Below are 18,384 nucleotides of genomic sequence, written 5' to 3'. Positions count from 1 at the left end.
GAACTTACTCGGCCACTGCACTGGAGATCAGCGAACGCAAGGTGCCTTCTTCAAGCCGGCCCAAAATGCGTGCTGCAACTTTGCCTTGTTTGTCGAAAACCAGCGTGGTGGGTACAGCCTTGGGCGGAACTTCCTTGGCCAGAGCCAGCAGCATACCGCTGTCCATTTTGACGCTAAAAGTTGGGTAGTCCAGCTTAAACGTCTTCTCAAATGCCTCGGCAGTGGCGCGTTCATCGCTGAGGTTTACGCCGTAGAACTCAACACCCTTGGGCTTGAATTCTTGGTGCAGCGTCCGCAATGACGGTGCTTCAACCCGGCATGGTGCGCAAGCTGCGTACCAGAAGTTCATCACCACAACTTTGCCCAAGAGATCCTTTGACGGGACCTTGGTGCCGTCAAAAAGGACTCCGGTGAAGTCAACGGCTGCTTTGCGGTCGTTTTTGTTGTACTCGGAGACTGAACCATCCCCTGCAATGTAGTTTTTATTGTCACCGGCGCGTGCTTGCTGCGCGAGAGAGTCATCAGAGCTGCAGGCGGAGAGCGCCACGGCGCCCACCATCCCGGTTGCGGCCACGCCTGCCATTGAAAACAGTTTGCGGCGGCTGAGGCTTCGTGCTGATTGAGCGATATTCTGGTCCATCCCTAGGCTCCCGGGGTACTTGAGGCGCCAGGCAAAAGTGCGGCTGCCGGCTCGGAATAGCGGACGTCAACAATCTGATCGTCCTCAAAAACTAATGACGTCAGCGAAGTCAGTGTGCATTCGCGATTGCGCGGATCGTGCCACAAACGTTTTCCCTCGGCGCTGAGGCGAGTGGCCCAGATCGGTAATTGATGGCTGACCAGAATCGCTTCGGCACCTTCGCCACCCAACTCCAATGCCCGACGTCGTGCATCACCTACCGCTGCCAGCACGCGGTCCGCTTGCGCTTGGTACGGTTCGCCCCAAGACGGTCGCAACGGGTTGCGGAACTTTGCCCAGTGCCGCGGATGCATCAGTTCCTTTTTGGAGACTTTAAGTCCTTCGAAGGAGTTCTCCGCTTCGATGATGCGCGGTTCAGTGTTGATGGGAAGGTTGAGCGCTTCCGCGGTGGGCTGCGCGGTTTCTTGGGCCCGGGTCAGCGGTGAAGCGCCAAGGTAAACAATGTTGGCCCCGGCCTCGCGTTGCGCCAAAAAGTGGCTCGCAAGCGTCTGCGCCATCTCTTGACCCAGTGCGGAGAGGTGGAATTCAGGAAGGCGACCGTACAGCACACCGGTGGGGTTAAAAACCTCGCCATGGCGCAGCAGATGGACTATTGCTTGGGGCATGTGTACCAGTTTCTCAAAGGTGGAGGGTATCCGACGAATCGGGCAGCAAAATTTCTACGAACAGTAGAAGTTGAGAAATTTTAAAAAAGTTTCGTAACTCGGGAATGAAACATGCAAATGCATGTTTATACTGGGTACAGCAGTTAGTTGAGGCTTCAATCAAACTCGGATCTTCCTCTGGTACATTTCAGAACGGCAGCCCTCCGGGTTGAAGCAGCAAGCTAATGATCAGACTTCCCTTTCAACACACAGGAGAAATACCATGACCATCCCCGCAAACATCACCGCCGGCACCTGGACTCTTGACGGATCCCACAGCGAAGTTGGCTTTGTTGTCCGCCACGCAGGCATTTCCAAGGTTCGCGGCAAGTTCAACGAAGTAGAAGCAACCGCCACGGTTGGTTCCACCGTTGCAGACACCACCGTCAATGCAGTCATCAAGTCAGCTAGCTTCGATTCGGGCGACGCTAACCGCGACGGCCACGTTAAGAGCGCTGACTTCTTCGACGTCGAGGTGTTCCCGGAATTGACCTTCGTTTCCACCGAAATCTCCGGTGACGGCGAAGACTACAAGCTCACCGGCGACCTCACCATCAAGGGCATCACCCAGCCGGTAACCTTCGACGTTGAGTTCGCAGGAACCGCTGTTGACCCGTTCGGCAACACCCGCGCTGGCTTCTCCGGCAAGACCGTTATCTCCCGTAAAGACTTCGGCCTGACCTGGAACGCAGCTCTCGAGACCGGTGGCGTTTTGGTCAGCGACAAGGTGACCATCACCCTCGAGCTCTCCTTCATCGCTCCAGCAGCTGAAGCAGCCGCTGCAGAGTAATAACTCTGCGTCATAACGCAGTACGCGGTAGTTACTGCCGCTGAATTACTCCCGCTCAAAAGTGGGGCGCGTCTTGGTCTAAGGGCCGGGATGCGCCCCACTTTTTTGTTAATTGCTCCCTGTTTTGTTTCCTGTTTACTCTCTAGCTGGTGGCGCAGTCGAGGGTTACATGGCTCCCACAAAGGACCCCGACGTCACACTAGGCAACATTGAGGGCTGAACTACCCATAGATTTCGGCACAAATTTCCTTGCCATAAGCCTCACTCACGGTACGGTGGAATGAATGCCGGCCACCGGGGCCTCCGGTTGCGGGCGGCACGTCACTGACGCCTACACCTAAGGAAGCGCAATGAGTAACCCTCCCGTCCCTCCGGTCAACCCGGAACAGCCATCGTCCGGTGAAGAACAGCCGAGGTTTGGCGAACGCACCCCTCAGCAGGGCCAGCCGCAGCAGCCCCAGTATGGCGCACCCCAGCAGGGCCAGCCTCAGTATGGCCAGCAGAGTCAGCCGGGCCAGCCGCAATACGGTGCACCTCAACAGCCCCAGTTTGGGCAGCAGAGCCAGCAGCCGCAGCACGGCGCACCCTCAGCGCCGCAATACAGCGCACCGCAACAGAGCCAGCATGGCGCTCCACAGTACGGAACGCCGTCGGCTCCTCAGTACGGTGCCGGGCAGCAGAACCAGTACGGTGCCCCACAGCAGTATGGCCAGCCGGGTCAGCAGGCCGCTTGGCCTAGCGCAGCAACGTCCGGAGCCGCAACTGGCACCAAGGGCCCCGTGCCGCAGAAAGTGAATCTGGCATTCTGGCTGATCATCGCTGCTGGAGTGCTCTCACTGATTGGCGCGATCGTTGCCGGGGCAAGTGCCAATACCGCTGCTGGCCGGGAAGCATTGGCCAATCAAATGGGTGCACAGGGTGACCCGGAAACCATCAACAGCGTGCTGAGCGCTGTGGCTCCCATGATGATCGTTTTTGGGATCATTGGTCTGGGCCTGTACGTTCTGGTGGCCTTTTTTGTCCGCAAGGGCGCTAACTGGGCGCGTATCTTGGGCACCGTATTCGCAGTGCTTTCCTTGAGCTACCTCGGCAGTGGCTTGATCTACATACTGTCCATGGTCTTGGGTATCGCTGCGATTGTACTTATCTGGTTGAAGGACTCAGCACCGTGGTTCCGTAAGCAGCAGCCGTACACCACCAACTTCTCCAACCCCTACGGCCAGTAGTTCAACAAGCCAGTAACTCAACAACTCAACAACTCAACAAGCCAGAGCAACGCATTACGCACCAAGGGCGCAGCCCCTGCGGCGAGTTAATTACTCGTCCGGGGTCTGCGTCCTTTGTGCGTGGTAAGCCAAAATCTGTAGCTCGGTGGCCATGTCCACCTTGCGCAGGTTGACGTCCTCAGGGACTTGGAGCATCACGGGAGCAAAGCTCAAAATGCTCCGAATCCCGGCATCGATCACGCGATTGCAGACCTCCTGCGCCACGGCAGCAGGCAATGCGAGGACCGCCATGTTGGCACCGGTTTTACGAATCACTGCGTCCAGATCAGCAACATCACTCACACGTAGCCAACCCACCTCGTTACCCACCAGCATCTGGTCAGCATCAAAAATTGCCACTACATCAAAGCCGCGCGATTCAAAACCGCCATACCTAGCCAGCGCACGGCCCAGGTTACCTGCACCAACGATGGCGACCTTCCAGTCCAAAGTGAGCCCCAAAGCCAAAGCGATCTGCCGATTCAGGTACTGAACCTCATAGCCCACACCGCGCGTTCCGTAGGATCCAATATAGGAAAGGTCCTTGCGGAGTGTGGTGGAGCTGACCCCGGAGGCTTCGGCGAGCGCCTCGGAGGAAACGCGCTCAACACCCTCGCCGGTGAGGCTATTGAGGGCCCGTAAATACAAGGTGAGCCTCGCAACGGCTGCAGCCGGAATGTGGCGGGCGGAAGATTCGGCCTTGCCCGGCTCGGGTACTGATTCCAGCGAGGTCACGCGTTGCTCCATCGGTTAGACATGTCAAAAACACTCTAGTCGGCTTGAGACATCGCCTTGTCCAGCGTTTTACGCAGGCGCACCGGGTCGATCTTCCAAAAGTCGCGCTGCACCCCGTCTACCAAGACCACCGGCACTTCCTCGGCGAATCGCGCCCGCAGTGTGTCGTCGTCGTCAATTAACTGTTCAGCCCACGCGATTCCCGCGTCTGCAGCAACGCTGGCAACGGTTTCCCGTGCCGCATCGCACAAGTGACACTGACTTTTGGTGACCAGCACCAGCTCCGGAATGTGCATGGTTCAACGTTACTCACATCTTGGAACGTGCACGCACCAGCCCGCGACAGTCCATCGAGTACCGGCAGTTCCGGGCGGGTTGCGCCTACACGATCAGCCCGGCGAATGACTAGACTCGTAATATGCCTCAGCAGAATACCGAGAGCACGGAGGGCACGAACCTCACTGCTGCTCACCTCAGCGAGGCCGCATTTTTTGATGTTGATAACACCCTCATGAAGGGCGCCAGCCTCTTTCATGTGGCCCGAAAAATGTACGAACGCAAAGCGTTCACCTTGCGCCAGGCCGCGGGTTTTGCGTGGAAGCAGTTCAAATTTGTGACTCGCGGGGAAAATCTTCAAGACGTTGAAGCTGTTCGAGATTCCGCACTGGTTTTGGCTGCAGGAATTCTGGTCACGGACATCGAGGCGCTTGGCAACGAGGTCTACGACGAGATGATCGCCTCTCGCATCTGGCCAGGCGCCAAAGCCCTCGCGGAACAGCACTTACGCGTAGGACGCAGGGTGTGGTTGGTCACGGCCACCCCCGTAGAAGTGGCCACGGTCATTTCTGACCGGCTTGGCCTCACCGGTGCCTTAGGAACCGTGGGTGAAGTTTCCGAGGGCGCTTACACTGGCCGGCTTGTAGGGGACATTTTGCACGGTCCAGCCAAAGCATTGGCTGCCCGTGACTTGGCAGAACGCGAAGGCTTAGACCTCAAAAAGTGCTGGGCCTACAGCGATTCCCACAATGACATTCCGCTGTTGTCCTTGGTGGGGCACCCGGTAGCGATCAACCCTGACGCCAAACTGCGCCGCCACGCAAAGGACAACAACTGGCCGGTTTATGACTTCCGCTCGGGCCGCCGTGCAGCCACCGTGGGACTCAAAGCCGCAACCGTGGGCGGGGCGATTTACGGTTTGTGGCGAGGCTTCGCTAAGTTCCGGGCCAAGTAGGCACACTAAATAAAAAGCCCGCCACATCAGTGGCGGGCTTTTTCACGCTATGGGAAGTATTTCTACTTCTTGTTGCGACGCTGGTGGCGGGTCTTACGAAGCAATTTGCGGTGCTTCTTCTTGGCCATACGCTTGCGACGCTTCTTGATTACTGAACCCACGAAAGTTCCTCACACACTAGATGCCAGTAGCTTTCCGTTGTGTCTCGAACGGTAAAACCGCAACGATGCACAGGGCAGAAACAACTGACAGATTCTTACGATGACGTAAAACGTTCCTTAACAGGGTACCGCCTTCTGGGGGACTCCGTTGACCGGATGCCCCTCCGTGCGCAGTTTCCCGCTTAGGCGGTGGCTGATTGGCCGTCCACTACTGCCGTCTTTAAATACTGTTCGACGGCGGCTTCCGGAACCCGGTATGAGCGCCCAAAGCGCACAGCGGGCATTTCGCCGGAGTGGACCAAGCGATACACGGTCATTTTGGACACACGCATAACCTCCGCCACCTCGGCGACAGTGAGAAAATGCGCGTTAGAGAAGTTGGCCTCTTGGGACATTACCTTCCGAATCCTTTGCTCATAGCGGAGTGCGACCGACAAATGAATAACCCCCCCATGGCGGTGTGCCGCTACCGAGCCATCAAACAACCATGTGCTAGATACTCTAGATGCTTATGGGGCCAATGTGAAAGTCCTAGTTACTCGCGGTGGATAAACGACGCTGCCGTGCTGAGGCTGCCAATTGTGCGAAGACGTCGGTGGTCACTTCCCAATCCATGCAGGCATCTGTCACGCTCTGCCCGTACACAAGATCGTCTGCCCCGGCAGCGTGGGCTGCTACGTCTAGATTCTGCGCTCCGCCTACCAAGAAACTCTCCAACATCACGCCAGCAATCGCATCCGCTGAACTGTTGAGGCCCACCTCTTCAAGCTGGGCGCCCAGCTCAAAGGCCACCTCAGCCTGGCGGTGGTGGCTCTTGCCGCTATTGGCGTGGCTCGCGTCCACAACCAAGCGCGGGTTTTGCTTTTTACCGGCCAGTTTCTGGCTGGCATTCAGGACCTGCTCGGCGGAGTAGTTGGGCCCACCACGTCCACCACGCAAAATCACGTGAGTGTCAGGGTTACCGGCAGTTGCCACCAGCGAGGCCCGGCCTTCACCGTCAATACCCAAGAACTGCTGTGCGGCCCCTGCGGCGGCACAAGCGTCGATCGCCACCTGCAGGTCGCCGTCGGTCCCGTTTTTGAATCCGACTGGCATTGACAGTCCGGAGGCGAGCTGGCGGTGAATCTGACTCTCGGTGGTGCGGGCACCAATAGCACCCCACGAGACCAGATCAGCCATGTACTGCGGGCTGATCGGCTCAAGGAATTCGGTGGCGGTGGGGATACCGAGGGCTGTAACTTCCTGCAAGAATTTCCGGGCCGCGCGCAAGCCATCGGCAATGTTGTGGCTACCATCTAGGTGCGGATCATTGATCAGGCCCTTCCAACCCACCGTGGTTCGCGGCTTCTCGAAGTATGTGCGCATCACAATGAGCAACTCGTCTTTGTGCTTTTCAGCTTGGCTGACCAAACGGCGAGCGTATTCGAGGCCGGCCTGGGGATCGTGAATGGAGCACGGACCCACAATGACCAAAAGCCGGTGGTCAACCCCGTCCATAATGGCGCGGATTTCTTCACGGCCGCGTTCGACGACGGAAATCGCCGCCGCATCCAGCGGCAGTTCGGTGATCATCTCGGCAGGTGTGGGCAGCGGGGTGAATTGACCCACGCGCAGATCATTGGTGCCGTGTTTGGTTGCGGGCGTTTCAGCTGCCGGTTTGTCAGTGGCTGCGGCGGTGTTCATGATGGCTCCGATTCAAGGGGGGAAGCGGGCCCCTTTTCAGAACCCGCCGGATACGGCGAAGGGCAGAGAATCATCTCTGCCCTGTTGGCTCTGAAGGAAAGTTGAATGCGTGTCAGTTAGACGCGGGCCCCTCCAGAGCCAACGAAAAATACGCATACCAACGGTTTGTCATGCCAAGACCATAACCATGAACATCGCCGCGTGCAAAATCACGATCAACAGATGGGCGTGATCTTGCACCCAGTGTGGTGTGGCAGCACGGTGCCGCTTAAAGGGATTGCAAGAAGTCGAGCTGCTTGACCCAGTGGTGTTCTTGGCCGCCCTCGTGATTGTTGAAGCGGTACACCTCAATCGCTTTGCGCACATCACCGGACTTCTCGCCGTACGCGTTGTAACTCGCGAACACAGTGGATGGTGGGCACACATCGTCAGCCAGTGCCACCGAATACAGCACCGGAGTCTGGGCCCGGGCCGCAAAGTGAACACCGTCAAAGTAGTTGAGCACTTTCAAAATGCCTTCATACTTCTCGCGGTGGCGCGAGAGGAAAGCAAAAATGTCCGGGTACGGGCCTTTCGCTGCGGTATCTATCGCTCGTGGGAAGTCCTGCAAAAAGGGGACGTCAGGCAATACGCCAATAACGCCGTCGAGCCTTCCGGCCACTAGGCCTGCTACCGCGAGGCTGATGCCACCACCCTGACTAATGCCGTTGAGCACAATCCGGTGAGGGTCCACAGCGGGGTGCCTTTGGACGGCTTGAACGGCGCGGAACCCATCCACAAAAAGACGCCGGTAGTAGTAGTCCTCGCGGCTGTTGATCCCGCGAGTCATCAGGCCGGCGTAGGCCACACCGCCAGCCGAAGGGTGCGGATCAGGCGTCTCACCAAAACTGCCACCAAAACCTTGGCCGCGAGTGTCCATAACAAAGTGCGCGTAACCGGCCTGGGCCCAACGGTTGCCTTGGTTAGGCAAACTCCGGCCACCCGAATAGCCCAGATACTCCACCACGGCAGGAAGCTTTTTGCCCGGTTCTCGGTGAGCCGGCAAGTGCAGCCAGCCCTTAATTGGTGCACCGCCAAAGCCTGCAAATGTGACGTCAAATGTCTCGATCACAGCCAGACGATTGTTCACAGGTTCAAAGGTAGCGGCGAGGTCAAAGCTCTGCGCCTCCGCCAACGTTTGATCCCAGAACTCGTCAAAGTCCACCGGTTCAACAACGGAGGAACGGTACTTTTCCAGCTGCTCAAGAGGCAGATCAAAGAGGGGCACAGCGCATTCCAATCGGGGTACATGCAGCAAGCGGAATAAAATCACTCACAGTTTATGCGTTGCCGCCAAACCTGCTTCGCGGTAGTAACCCTGGATGTGTTCAGTCACTAAGCGCGCTGCTTGCTTGGGGTTCCCCGCGGCGACTGCGTTCAGGATCCCATGGTGTTCCGCCCGCAGTCGGACGGTGGTGGAATCCCAATCTGGCAGATTAGCCGTCAGAGTGTGCGCGTAGCTCTCGATCGATTCACGTAAAGAGGCCATCATGGCCGTTACTACCGCGTTTCCGGCGGCGGCGGCCAGCAGAAGATGGAACTGGACATCTTGGGCCAAGAACTCTGCAATGCGCTCCGGGGTTTCGGATGTACCCCCGTCCCCCGTTGCGTCAGCGGCCGTGTCCATTTCTGCCAAGATCTTGGCAGCTTCCTCGAGCTGCGGTGCCTGTGGACTGGCATGAGCGGCCGCCCAAGATTCCAGCAACACACGAGTCTGGACAATGTCCTCTACAGGCAGGTGCGAGGTGGCTACGTGCAAGCGAAGTGCGGATCCTAGTGCCGCGCCGGGTTCGGCAATGACTACGGTTCCGGCTTGAGCTCCCGAGCCGACACCGATGCGCAAGACACCCATCGCCTCGAGAACTCGGATGGCTTCACGGACGGACGTTCTGGAGACTTCGAGTTGTTCGGCAAGTAGCCGCTCGGCCGGAAGTTTGTCCCCCACGCTCAAAGATCCGGCGGCCAGTTGATCTTCGACCCACTTCAGGACTATGCGGTGAGTTCTCATAAGCAAAGATTACTTGATGTGGTCCAACCACATGACATACCCTGTGGTTGGACCACATATGTCCGCAACTACAACAGGAGTAGCCATGAGTTCCCAGAGCCGGCCCGCAGCCCTTCGTCGTCGTATCCCCAAATACTCCGACCTTGCCCCGCTCATGCAGTTCAAAACCCCCGAATTCAACCGCGAACAGCGCTTAGCGCGAGTCTCCACCGTGTGGGAACTGCGTGAACTGGCCAAACGACGCACTCCCAAAGCGCCCTTTGACTACACCGACGGCGCCGCCGAGGACGAGATCACACTTCGCCGGGCACGGGATGCCTTCAAAAACATCGAGTTCCGCCCTGGGATTCTGCGCAACGTCTCCTCAATCAACCTCAGCACCGAGGTCCTCGGCGCTACCTCCAAACTTCCCTTCGGTATTGCGCCCACCGGCTTTACCCGCATGATGCAATCCGAAGGAGAATACGCCGGCTCGCAGGCAGCCGAAGCCGCCGGAATCCCCTATACCCTCTCCACCATGGGCACCGCTTCAATCGAAGACGTTGCCGAGGCGGCACCTAACGGCCGCAACTGGTTTCAGCTCTACCTCTGGACCGACCGCGAACGCTCACTCGAACTGATCGAACGAGCAGCTAAGGCCGGGAACGACACCCTCATGGTCACCGTGGATACCGCCGTGGCAGGTGCGCGGCTGCGCGACGTCCGCAACGGCATGACCATCCCGCCGTCACTCACACTCAAAACCGTGGTTGATGCCTCGTACCGCCCAGCATGGTGGTTCAACTTCCTCACCCACGAGCCGCTCTCCTTCGCATCCCTGAACCGATACAGCGGCACGGTGGCGGATCTGATCAACTCCATGTTTGACCCAACCCTGACGTTCGAAGACCTGGACTGGTTGCGTGAGACCTGGAAGGGAAAGCTCGTGGTCAAGGGCATCCAAACCGTAGAGGATGCCCGCAAGGTGGTGGCTCACGGTGCTGATGCTGTGGTGATTTCCAACCACGGCGGCCGCCAACTAGACCGCGCGCCAATCCCCTTCCATTTGTTGCCGCAGGTCAAGGCAGCGTTTGAAGCCGACGGAAGCAACGCACAAATCATCTTGGATACGGGCATTATGTCCGGAGCGGACATTGTTGCAGCTCTGGCCCAGGGCGCCGATTTCACTTTGATTGGCCGGGCCTACCTCTACGGTTTGATGGCTGGCGGCCGGGCAGGCGTGGACCGCACCATTAAGATTCTTGAGTCCGATATTCGCCGCACCATGGCACTTCTGGGTGTCAGCAACATCAACGAGCTCACACCCGATCACGTGCACTTGCTCGACGCTAAGTAGGCTCATCAACTGTTCAGGAAACGGGCGCCGAAAAACCCCTCAAGGATTACTTTCGGCGCCCGAACTTGGGTAGGTTCGCGATCAAATCCGCCGCCTTGGTGGCGGCTCGGCCAACACTGCGGCCGAATTGCTGCTGCACAGACGGATCAGTGTCGCCGTTGGCTACACCCTGCGCCAGCGTCGCCGGTGAAAGTTCGACGCCGGCTGCCGGGCTGTCGCTCGGCGGAGCCTGCGTGGTCTGTGCCGGGATTGAGCTGGTGGAGGAACTCGCGCTGGCCGCGCTGGTACTTGCTGAATTCGGGGCACTGGGGTTCGTTTCCCCCGGTACCTGCACCGACGTTGCCGCGGCGGACGAATCGGTACCCTTGGCACTGGCTGTCCGGCCGGCGTCGAACGTTTCAAGCCACGCCGCAACACTCTGGAGCGGCTCGGTGTTGAGCGCATAAAAACGTTTCTGCCCTTGCGCCCGCATGGTCACCAACTGGGCCTCACGCAGGACTTTCAGGTGCTTGGAGATGGTGGGTTGGCTGGCCTCGAGTTCCTCAACCAACTCCCCTACCGCTTTGTCCCCGGATTGCAGGGACACCAGAATGTCTCGCCGAGTTGCCTCAGCGATGACGGCAAACACGTCGTCAATCAGCATGTTTTCCACCCTAGCGACATATGCACTGAAAGGCATCAACCAATGCCGCAATCGACTTGGCACTTAACGTCAATGTTTCCCTCAAACACCCGCGCGAAGTGCCAACTCGGCGGGAATGGAACCTAGTCGAACCAGGGGTCCAGGCCAAAAAGTGGGAACAATTCCTTCCGCGTTGCCATCACCGTGCGGTCAACAGCGTCGGCAGGGTCATAACCAACTTCCCAAGAACGCCACCACATATCGATGTCATCCCCCATCAGTTCAGGGGTTTGCCGCTGGTACCGCTCCATGACGTAGTCACGCCATTGCTGCGGCACCGGGGTGCGCAAGGGAACTGGCCGGTTCGCGGCGATCCCCACCAAATGCGACCAGCTGCGTGGCACCACACTTGTGACGTCATAACCGCCACCGCCTGTAGCAATCCAACGTTGTTCGCAGTGCTGGCCAGCCAGTTGGGCAATCGAAATCATGGCTTCACGCTGCGCATCAACACTGAGCGTGAGGTTACTCAAAGGATCCAGGCGGTGAGAATCGCAACCGTGCTGGCTGACAATTACCTCAGGTGCAAAAGCACCAACGAGCTGCGGAACCACCGCGTGAAAAGCGCGCAACCACGACGCGTCGCCGGTCCCCGCTGGCAACGCAACATTCACAGCTGAGCCGGGAGCCTTGGGGCCGCCTGATTCGTTCGCGAAGCCCGTCCCAGGGAACAAGGACAGCCCGCTTTCGTGCAGAGAAATGGTCAGCACCCGTGGGTCATCCCAAAAAATGCTTTGTGTTCCGTCCCCGTGATGGGCATCCACATCGATATATGCCACCCGGCGTACGCCTCCATCAAGCAGTCGCGTGATCGCCAGCGCGGCATCGTTATAGATACAGAATCCGCTCGCCTTCTCACGGTGAGCGTGGTGCATACCACCGCCGAAGTTCACCGCGTGTAGCGCCGAACCGTCCAAAATGGCTGACGCTGCGAGCAAGGAACCACCAGCCAATCGCGCACTGGCTTCGTGCATTCCGGCGAACGCGGGATCGTCCTCGGTGCCCAGACCACGGTCTGGCTCGCACTGCTCAGGGTTGGCGGACACTCGCCGCACAGCGGCAATGTACTCGGTGCTGTGCACGGCAGAAAGTTCGACGTCGGTAGCCACCTCGGGTGCCGCAACCCGGACATGCGCTTGGTCAAAAAGGCCAAGGTCACCGGCCAGGCGGTGGGTCAAATCAAGCCGCTCCGGAGCCATAGGATGCCCTGGACCGAAGTTATATGCGGTCATTGCATCATCCCAGGCCACAAGAGTCGGAACGGCCGGCAAGCTTTGGCCGGACAGGACAGGGTTCTGTGACATCAATTACAGGCTACCTGAGACGGCGAAGTGCGGGACATTAGTGGTTTACTACTGAAGGAAGCCAAATCGTCAAAGGAAGCACCCATCCATGTCCGCAACTAAGTCCGGGCGCAGTCAGGCCATGCGGCGGGCGGACAAGATCAACGCCCGCAAAGCAGTGTCCTTGCGCACATCGGGAGCCCCTTCCAGCCATGACTGGCAAGCGCCGGCGGGTGAACGTCCAAGCCTGTGGATCCTCACCGGGCTCCGCGATTTTATCGACAACATCGCCAATACATCCCCGGCTCGCTTGGCATTGGGCGCGTTCGCAGCGGTAATTTTCCTTTTCACTTTGTTGCTCTCCTTGCCGATTTCCTCTAGCTCCGGCCAATTCACGCCCCTGTACCAAGCGCTTTTTACCGCCGTTTCGGCCGTGTGCGTCACAGGTCTCACCGTGGTTTCAACAGCGGCGCACTGGACTTTTTTTGGCCAGCTGGTCATTCTGATTGCCATCTTTGTTGGCGGTTTGGGGACTTTGACCTTAGCCTCGCTACTCGCCCTGATGGTCAGCAAAAAGCTGGGTGTGCGCGGGAAGCTCATCGCCCAAGAAGCCATGAACAATGCAGGCCGTCTGGGTGAGGTGGGTACCTTGCTGAGGATCGTAATCACTACCTCCGTGGTGATTGAAAGCGTCCTTGCTCTGGCGCTGATCCCACGGTTTATGACCCTCGGGGAGCCGTTCTGGCAGTCAGTGTGGCACGGCATTTTCTACGCAATCTCCTCCTTCAACAACGCCGGTTTCACCCCACACTCGGACGGAATTGTTCCTTACGAGACCGATCTGTGGATCCTTGTACCCCTGATGGTCGGCGTTTTCTTGGGCTCGCTAGGTTTCCCCGTAGTGATGGTTCTGCAGCAAAATGGGCTCCGTTGGCGCAAATGGAATCTGCACACCAAACTGACTATCCAGGTCTCGCTCATTCTCCTGTTCGCAGGCGCCATCTTGTGGGGGCTGATGGAGTGGAATAACCTCCGCACGATTGGAAACATGAGTGTGGGAGACAGGATCATTCATTCGCTCTTCGCCTCAGTGATGACCCGTTCTGGTGGTTTTAACCTCGTGGACCAGAATCAAATGGATTCCACCACCATGCTTTTGAGCGATGCTTTGATGTTCGCCGGCGGAGGTTCAGCGTCAACAGCCGGCGGTATTAAAGTCACCACCATCGCCGTGATGTTTTTGGCTATTGTGGCCGAGGCTCGGGGCGACGCCGATGTGAAGATCTACGGCCGCACCATCCCTCAAGGAACCATGCGTGTGGCCATCTCAGTGATCGTTATGGGAGCAACCTTTGTTTCCATCGCGGCGTTTGCTCTTTTGCAGATCAGCGGAGCATCCCTGGACCGGGTGCTTTTTGAATCGATCTCGGCCTTCGCCACGGTGGGCCTCAGTACTAATTTGAGCGCCGAGCTACCCCCAGCTGGCGTCTACGTTCTGACCGCGCTGATGTTTGCCGGGCGTGTAGGAACGGTAACCCTTGCTGCTGCTTTGGCTTTGCGCCAACGCAGCCAGTTGTTCCACTATCCGGAAGAGAGGCCCATCATTGGCTAGCCTGAATACCTCCAACGGCTCCGCAAGCCGCCGCCCTGACCATGCTGCTCCAGTATTGGTGATTGGTTTGGGCCGCTTTGGTGCCTCGACTGCTGAGCAATTAGTGAAGCAGGGGCGTGAAGTGCTCGCCATTGAACGGGACCCGTCGCTGGTTCAAAAGTGGGCGCCTGTTCTCACTCACGTTGTGGAAGCTGACGCCACGAATATTGATGCGCTGCGCCAACTTGGAGCTCAGGAGTTCAGCTCTGCTGTGGTGGGGGTGGGTACTTCGATCGAGTCCTCAGTGTTGATCACAGTCAACCTTGTGGACCTTGGCATTGAGCACCTGTGGGTCAAGGCGATCACACCTTCACACGGCAAGATCCTGACACGCATTGGCGCTAACCATGTGATTTACCCTGAGGCGGATGCTGGTGTTCGCGCAGCGCACCTAGTGTCCGGGCGTATGTTGGACTTCATCGAGTTCGACGACGACTTCGCCATCGTCAAAATGTACCCACCCAAGGAAACCGTGGGCTTCACCCTGGAGGAATCCAAGGTGCGCTCCAAATACGGCGTAACGATTGTTGGTGTCAAGACGCCCGGCGAGGACTTCACCTACGCCCGGCAAGACACCAAAGTTTCCTCACGCGACATGCTCATAGTTTCCGGCCACGTAGACCTGTTGGAACGCTTCGCAGCGCGCCCCTAGGACTCGGCTCCAAGTTCTTTAGTGATGGCGGCAGCGCGCTCAGCTGCCGCCCGGGCGCCGTCGGAAATTATTGCCGTAAGTCCGCGCTCATCAAAGGTATTGATAGCGCGTTCCGTAGTTCCATTCGGGCTGGTCACGGCGCGGCGCAAAGCGGTGGGGTCCGCGCCAGCCTCGGCGAGCATAAAGCCAGCGCCGGCAACGGTCTCGCGGGCAAGTAACACTGACAGCTGCGGGTCAAGACCCAAGTCTTCGCCAGCCTTAGCCATCGCCTCGGCAAGGTAAAACGCGTACGCCGGGCCCGAGCCGCTGATGGCCGAGAGTGCGTCAACCTGCGTTTCAGGGATCTCCACTACGGTACCTACTGCGTCAAAAATCTGCTTCGCGGCCTCAAGCTGTTCGCTGCTGACGTTGGTCCCGGCCGAGACCGAAACCACTCCTCGGCCTAAGCGTGCAGGTGTGTTCGGCATGGTGCGAATCACCGGCTGGCCCGCGGGCAGGGCCGCTTCCAACTGCTCAATGGAAACGGCTGCGGCAACGCTGATCACTAGTGTCTCCAGCGAGAGAACCGGGGAAATTTCATGAGCCAAGGCTGCGATACCAACCGGTTTCACACCGAGAATTACGGCACTCGCGCCGGTGGCAGCTTCCTTGTTGTTCTCCGGGTTTTCTTCGCCGGCGACGGCAACAACGGAGTGTTTGTGGGCCAGCTCGGCGGCACGCTCGGCACGGCGAACTGTTGCTACGACGTCGGCCGGATCAGTTCCCGCGGCCAGCAGGCCAGCCATAATCGCTTCGTTCATAGAACCACAGCCAAGGAATGCAATTTTGTTGCTCATAACTCCATCTTGGCAGTCGTCGTGTGCGCTGGCCAACCGGGGCGATGCGAGGAATTTTCGATTCACACGGAAAACACAGCTCGTGCCGAGGGTGTGCACAACTAGGGATCGTAAATTATTAATTACCTCAAGGGTGCGAGTGATGAGGATGGACATGGGGATGTTCATCCAGTTGCGCCGGTGGTCTGCAGGGAGTTCCCCCGATCCTCTTGCTAGACCGCCGGTGCTTTCTCATTTAACGGCCGATTTGAAGGCGCGCTGCCGGCCCAGAAAAATTATCGATTCACAGTCTTTTCCCAGCCAAATCTCCGCACATATCCAAGATCGGGGCTTAGAGTAGTTACTACCTCATGGAGGTGCGAGTGATGAGAATCGATTCTTCGGAATCGATGATGCGCCGGGCAGTAGTCAAGGAGTTCCCCCCAATTTCCTTGACATCGCTGCCCGGCGTTTCTCCTTTAATCCTCCCTTCCCCTCCTCCTTCGCCGAGTGGGTAGATAACGTCCCTTAGATCCGCTCCAAAGCGACGTTATCTACCCACTCGGCAGAGCGTCTGCTACGGATTCTCCGGTCTCCAACCTTTGGCCACCAAACGATGCCGTATTTCACGCACGACGCCGTCCCACCCGATCCGTTTGATGGTCGCGTCAGAAACGGTCACCTGAGTCCAGCCCGCCCTGTCAGTGGACGTATGGCGACCCAGATCCCACGTCTGCTGCTCATCACCAAGGTGGTGGGCGCCGTCGTACTGAATGGATATCCGATATTTTTTGTAACCGAGGTCAGGCCAAACCACGGCGTTCCCGGTCCTTGCCCTGATCACTAGGTTCAAATCGGGTTCGGGAAGTCCCGCCTCCACAATGCGCAATCGTAGAAGTGTTTCAGGTGGCGAATCCGCGCCCACTCGAGCCAGGTCCAGAGCGCGCTTCGCCAAGGCAACTCCGCGGTTACCTTTTCGCTCAGCAACTACCGCGCCGAGCTGCTCCAGACTCAGCAATGGTTCGCGCGGCACGGGAAATTCGTCTGAGTGGGCGTTGATCAGGAAATCGGCAGCCACCACTAGGTCCTCCAGAGGCAGGACTGATGCAAGATCCACCCATGTTCGTGCCAAAGAAGTCACTCTCAGCCCCTCGAACACAACTACATGGTGTGGAGCGAGTGTTGTTTCGTGCCCTTTCACGCCGCGACGCTTTGGGCGCACTTTGCCCCGTGGTCTGCTCACGTGGGGGGTCAGCTCGGATCTGGCCCACGGCGGAAGTGGTATCCCATGAAGACGAGCGGCCGTCGTGTGGCTAATAACGCCGTCGTCAGTTAGCTCGGTGAGTGGCCGCAAAACATCGGTAAAAGCCTGACCCGTGCCCCAGGGAACCCGGATCCCTCGACTGGCGGTGTGCAAGTCTGCGGCACGTAATCGTCCAATCGCAAGACCTTCTGCGCCAGCTTCTGCGAGCGTAAAGGAGCGTCCAGTCAGCTGAGCGGGGAGCTTGGCGGGGGTTCTCATTCCTCATTTATGCCACCGTTCGAGTGGCCGTGAGGGGTTATCCACAGGCTAAGCGTCCCCCAATTCGCCGAATGGGTAGATAACGTCCCTTTGGAGTGTTTCTAAGGGACGTTATCTACCCACTCGGCGGAAGGGCGCAGGGGGCTTGAGGAAGAGGGAGGCAGTGGAAGAGGGGCCAGCGGATCTAGGCGGGGGAAGAGCCCACGTGGGCAGGCGGGTCTAGGGGGCCGTCAAAAACCAGCTGATCCAGCCGCCGCAAAATAAGGCCCTCGCGCAAAGCCCACGGGCAAATGCTGAGCTTGTCCTGGTCGAAGAGTTCCAAGGCAGCCTCCGCCACCAAAGCGCCGGCCAACAGCTGCCCGGCCCGCGCGGAAGAAACACCGGGCAAGTGCAAGCGGTCCTCTGAACTCATGGCAGAGATACGTTGCGCCCAGAGGCCCAAATCGGTGCGATGAAGTTCGCGCGGAACGTATGGGCCAGCGCCGCTGGGTGCAGCCCCGGCAATCCGGGCAAGGGACCTAAACGTTTTGGACGTACCCGTCACCATGTTCGGTGCCCCCACTGCGCCAAAATGCTTCACCACGGGTTTCATGGTGGAACGAATGTACTTGCGCAGGTCCTTAATGCTTTTGGCGCTGGGTGGGTCCTCAGGGAGCCAGTCACGCGTCAACCTGCTGGCACCAAGGGGCACACTCATGGCCACTTCGGGAAGTTCGTCCCGGCCAGCAGCCATTTCAAAGGAACCGCCACCGATATCCAAATCCAGGATGGTGCCTGCCCCCCAACCAAACCAACGCCGTACGGCGAAGAAGGTCATGGCTGCCTCGTCGGAGCCGGAGAGCTCTTGCAAGGTCACAGTGGTCTCGTGCTTGACCCTGGCCAGAACGTCCCGGCCGTTGGTGGCCTCGCGGATAGCCGAGGTGCAAAACGCCAAGAGATCCTCTGCCCTGTGCCTGGCAGCGAACTCCCATGCCTCAAGGACAAACTCAATGAGCTCCGTTTGACCAGCCTCATTGATGCTCCCATCCGGTTCCAAGAATCGAACCAGTGAGAGGGGGCGCTTGTGAGACGCAAAAGGTTCTGGTTTGGCACCTGGGTGCGCGTCAACCAAAAGGAGGTGGACAGTGTTGGACCCGATATCGAGGACGCCTAGCCGCATCTGCCCATTATGTACCGTTGCACTGCAT

The 18,384-nt window shown here is 58.4% G+C and carries 20 protein-coding genes; 6 read left to right on the top strand and 14 right to left on the bottom strand.

Going from position 1 to position 18,384, the window contains the following annotated elements:
* Positions 1-4 precede the first annotated feature (4 nt).
* Together ACQR35_RS01135 and ACQR35_RS01130 are read right to left on the bottom strand one after the other, a co-directional pair.
* The gene (locus ACQR35_RS01135; protein ID WP_430268105.1) at positions 5-640 is read right to left on the bottom strand and encodes a TlpA family protein disulfide reductase; all 636 of its coding nucleotides are present in this window, start codon (positions 638-640) and stop codon (positions 5-7) included.
* A gap of 2 nt (positions 641-642) precedes the next feature.
* Positions 643-1,305 (bottom strand): histidine phosphatase family protein, encoded by a 663-nt coding sequence (locus tag ACQR35_RS01130; RefSeq protein ID WP_430268106.1) that lies wholly within the window; start codon positions 1,303-1,305, stop codon positions 643-645.
* A gap of 262 nt (positions 1,306-1,567) precedes the next feature.
* Here ACQR35_RS01130 and ACQR35_RS01125 point away from each other — a divergent pair, with 262 nt between their 5' ends.
* Together ACQR35_RS01125 and ACQR35_RS01120 are read left to right on the top strand one after the other, a co-directional pair.
* Entirely contained in the window at positions 1,568-2,134 is a 567-nt protein-coding gene (locus ACQR35_RS01125; RefSeq protein ID WP_430268107.1) for a YceI family protein, read from the top strand.
* Positions 2,135-2,484: 350 nt separating this feature from the next.
* A complete protein-coding gene (locus ACQR35_RS01120; protein WP_430268981.1) occupies positions 2,485-3,360 on the top strand; it encodes a hypothetical protein in 876 nt (291 codons plus the stop codon).
* Positions 3,361-3,450: 90 nt separating this feature from the next.
* Here the strand turns inward: ACQR35_RS01120 and ACQR35_RS01115 are convergent, their stop codons facing one another.
* Positions 3,451-4,134: a redox-sensing transcriptional repressor Rex gene (locus tag ACQR35_RS01115; protein ID WP_430268109.1), complete on the bottom strand. Its 684-nt coding sequence runs from the start codon at positions 4,132-4,134 to the stop codon at positions 3,451-3,453.
* Between the two features lie 35 nt (positions 4,135-4,169).
* On the bottom strand, positions 4,170-4,430 hold the full coding sequence (locus tag ACQR35_RS01110) for a glutaredoxin family protein (RefSeq protein ID WP_430268980.1): 261 nt from the start codon (positions 4,428-4,430) through the stop codon (positions 4,170-4,172).
* A 122-nt stretch (positions 4,431-4,552) separates the two neighbouring features.
* Between ACQR35_RS01110 and ACQR35_RS01105 the strand changes: the two genes are divergently transcribed.
* The gene (locus ACQR35_RS01105; RefSeq protein WP_430268111.1) at positions 4,553-5,365 is read left to right on the top strand and encodes an HAD family hydrolase; all 813 of its coding nucleotides are present in this window, start codon (positions 4,553-4,555) and stop codon (positions 5,363-5,365) included.
* A gap of 62 nt (positions 5,366-5,427) precedes the next feature.
* Here the strand turns inward: ACQR35_RS01105 and ACQR35_RS01100 are convergent, their stop codons facing one another.
* From ACQR35_RS01100 to ACQR35_RS01080, 5 genes are all read right to left on the bottom strand, one after another.
* On the bottom strand, positions 5,428-5,526 hold the full coding sequence (locus ACQR35_RS01100; protein WP_003792170.1) for a 30S ribosomal protein bS22: 99 nt from the start codon (positions 5,524-5,526) through the stop codon (positions 5,428-5,430).
* Between the two features lie 182 nt (positions 5,527-5,708).
* Positions 5,709-5,921: a helix-turn-helix domain-containing protein gene (locus ACQR35_RS01095; RefSeq protein WP_430268112.1), complete on the bottom strand. Its 213-nt coding sequence runs from the start codon at positions 5,919-5,921 to the stop codon at positions 5,709-5,711.
* Positions 5,922-6,057: 136 nt separating this feature from the next.
* Positions 6,058-7,209 carry a 3-deoxy-7-phosphoheptulonate synthase gene (locus ACQR35_RS01090; protein WP_430268979.1) on the bottom strand — a complete coding sequence of 384 codons (1,152 nt, stop codon included), beginning with the start codon at positions 7,207-7,209 and terminating at the stop codon, positions 6,058-6,060.
* 268 nt (positions 7,210-7,477) lie between these two features.
* Positions 7,478-8,476, bottom strand: coding sequence for an acetylxylan esterase (locus ACQR35_RS01085; protein WP_430268978.1), 999 nt, complete (start codon positions 8,474-8,476; stop codon positions 7,478-7,480).
* Between the two features lie 45 nt (positions 8,477-8,521).
* Positions 8,522-9,256 carry a FadR/GntR family transcriptional regulator gene (locus tag ACQR35_RS01080; RefSeq protein WP_430268115.1) on the bottom strand — a complete coding sequence of 245 codons (735 nt, stop codon included), beginning with the start codon at positions 9,254-9,256 and terminating at the stop codon, positions 8,522-8,524.
* 58 nt (positions 9,257-9,314) lie between these two features.
* Between ACQR35_RS01080 and ACQR35_RS01075 the strand changes: the two genes are divergently transcribed.
* Positions 9,315-10,592, top strand: coding sequence for an alpha-hydroxy acid oxidase (locus tag ACQR35_RS01075; protein ID WP_430268977.1), 1,278 nt, complete (start codon positions 9,315-9,317; stop codon positions 10,590-10,592).
* A 46-nt stretch (positions 10,593-10,638) separates the two neighbouring features.
* Here the strand turns inward: ACQR35_RS01075 and ACQR35_RS01070 are convergent, their stop codons facing one another.
* Positions 10,639-11,235, bottom strand: coding sequence for an ArsR/SmtB family transcription factor (locus ACQR35_RS01070; protein ID WP_430268117.1), 597 nt, complete (start codon positions 11,233-11,235; stop codon positions 10,639-10,641).
* A 122-nt stretch (positions 11,236-11,357) separates the two neighbouring features.
* Positions 11,358-12,506: an acetoin utilization protein AcuC gene (locus tag ACQR35_RS01065; RefSeq protein ID WP_430268135.1), complete on the bottom strand. Its 1,149-nt coding sequence runs from the start codon at positions 12,504-12,506 to the stop codon at positions 11,358-11,360.
* 160 nt (positions 12,507-12,666) lie between these two features.
* Here ACQR35_RS01065 and ACQR35_RS01060 point away from each other — a divergent pair, with 160 nt between their 5' ends.
* Together ACQR35_RS01060 and ACQR35_RS01055 are read left to right on the top strand one after the other, a co-directional pair.
* Positions 12,667-14,169: a TrkH family potassium uptake protein gene (locus ACQR35_RS01060; RefSeq protein ID WP_430268118.1), complete on the top strand. Its 1,503-nt coding sequence runs from the start codon at positions 12,667-12,669 to the stop codon at positions 14,167-14,169.
* Position 14,170: 1 nt separating this feature from the next.
* The gene (locus ACQR35_RS01055; RefSeq protein WP_430268136.1) at positions 14,171-14,860 is read left to right on the top strand and encodes a potassium channel family protein; all 690 of its coding nucleotides are present in this window, start codon (positions 14,171-14,173) and stop codon (positions 14,858-14,860) included.
* Here ACQR35_RS01055 and proC read toward each other — a convergent pair.
* The 3 genes from proC to ACQR35_RS01040 all read right to left on the bottom strand — a co-directional run bounded on the left by proC (position 14,857) and on the right by ACQR35_RS01040 (position 18,356).
* Entirely contained in the window at positions 14,857-15,696 is an 840-nt protein-coding gene (gene proC / locus ACQR35_RS01050) for a pyrroline-5-carboxylate reductase (protein WP_430268119.1), read from the bottom strand. The genes ACQR35_RS01055 and proC overlap by 4 nt on opposite strands.
* A 556-nt stretch (positions 15,697-16,252) precedes the next feature.
* Complete coding sequence (locus ACQR35_RS01045; protein WP_430268976.1) at positions 16,253-16,816, bottom strand: hypothetical protein; 564 nt, start codon at positions 16,814-16,816, stop codon at positions 16,253-16,255.
* Positions 16,817-17,381: 565 nt separating this feature from the next.
* Positions 17,382-18,356: a Ppx/GppA family phosphatase gene (locus tag ACQR35_RS01040; RefSeq protein ID WP_430268975.1), complete on the bottom strand. Its 975-nt coding sequence runs from the start codon at positions 18,354-18,356 to the stop codon at positions 17,382-17,384.
* Positions 18,357-18,384 lie beyond the last annotated feature (28 nt).

Source organism: Pseudarthrobacter sp. J1738, assembly GCF_050490315.1.
Classification (GTDB): Bacteria; Actinomycetota; Actinomycetes; order Actinomycetales; family Micrococcaceae; genus JBNPEO01.
This window is presented reverse-complemented; position numbering and strand designations above follow the sequence as displayed.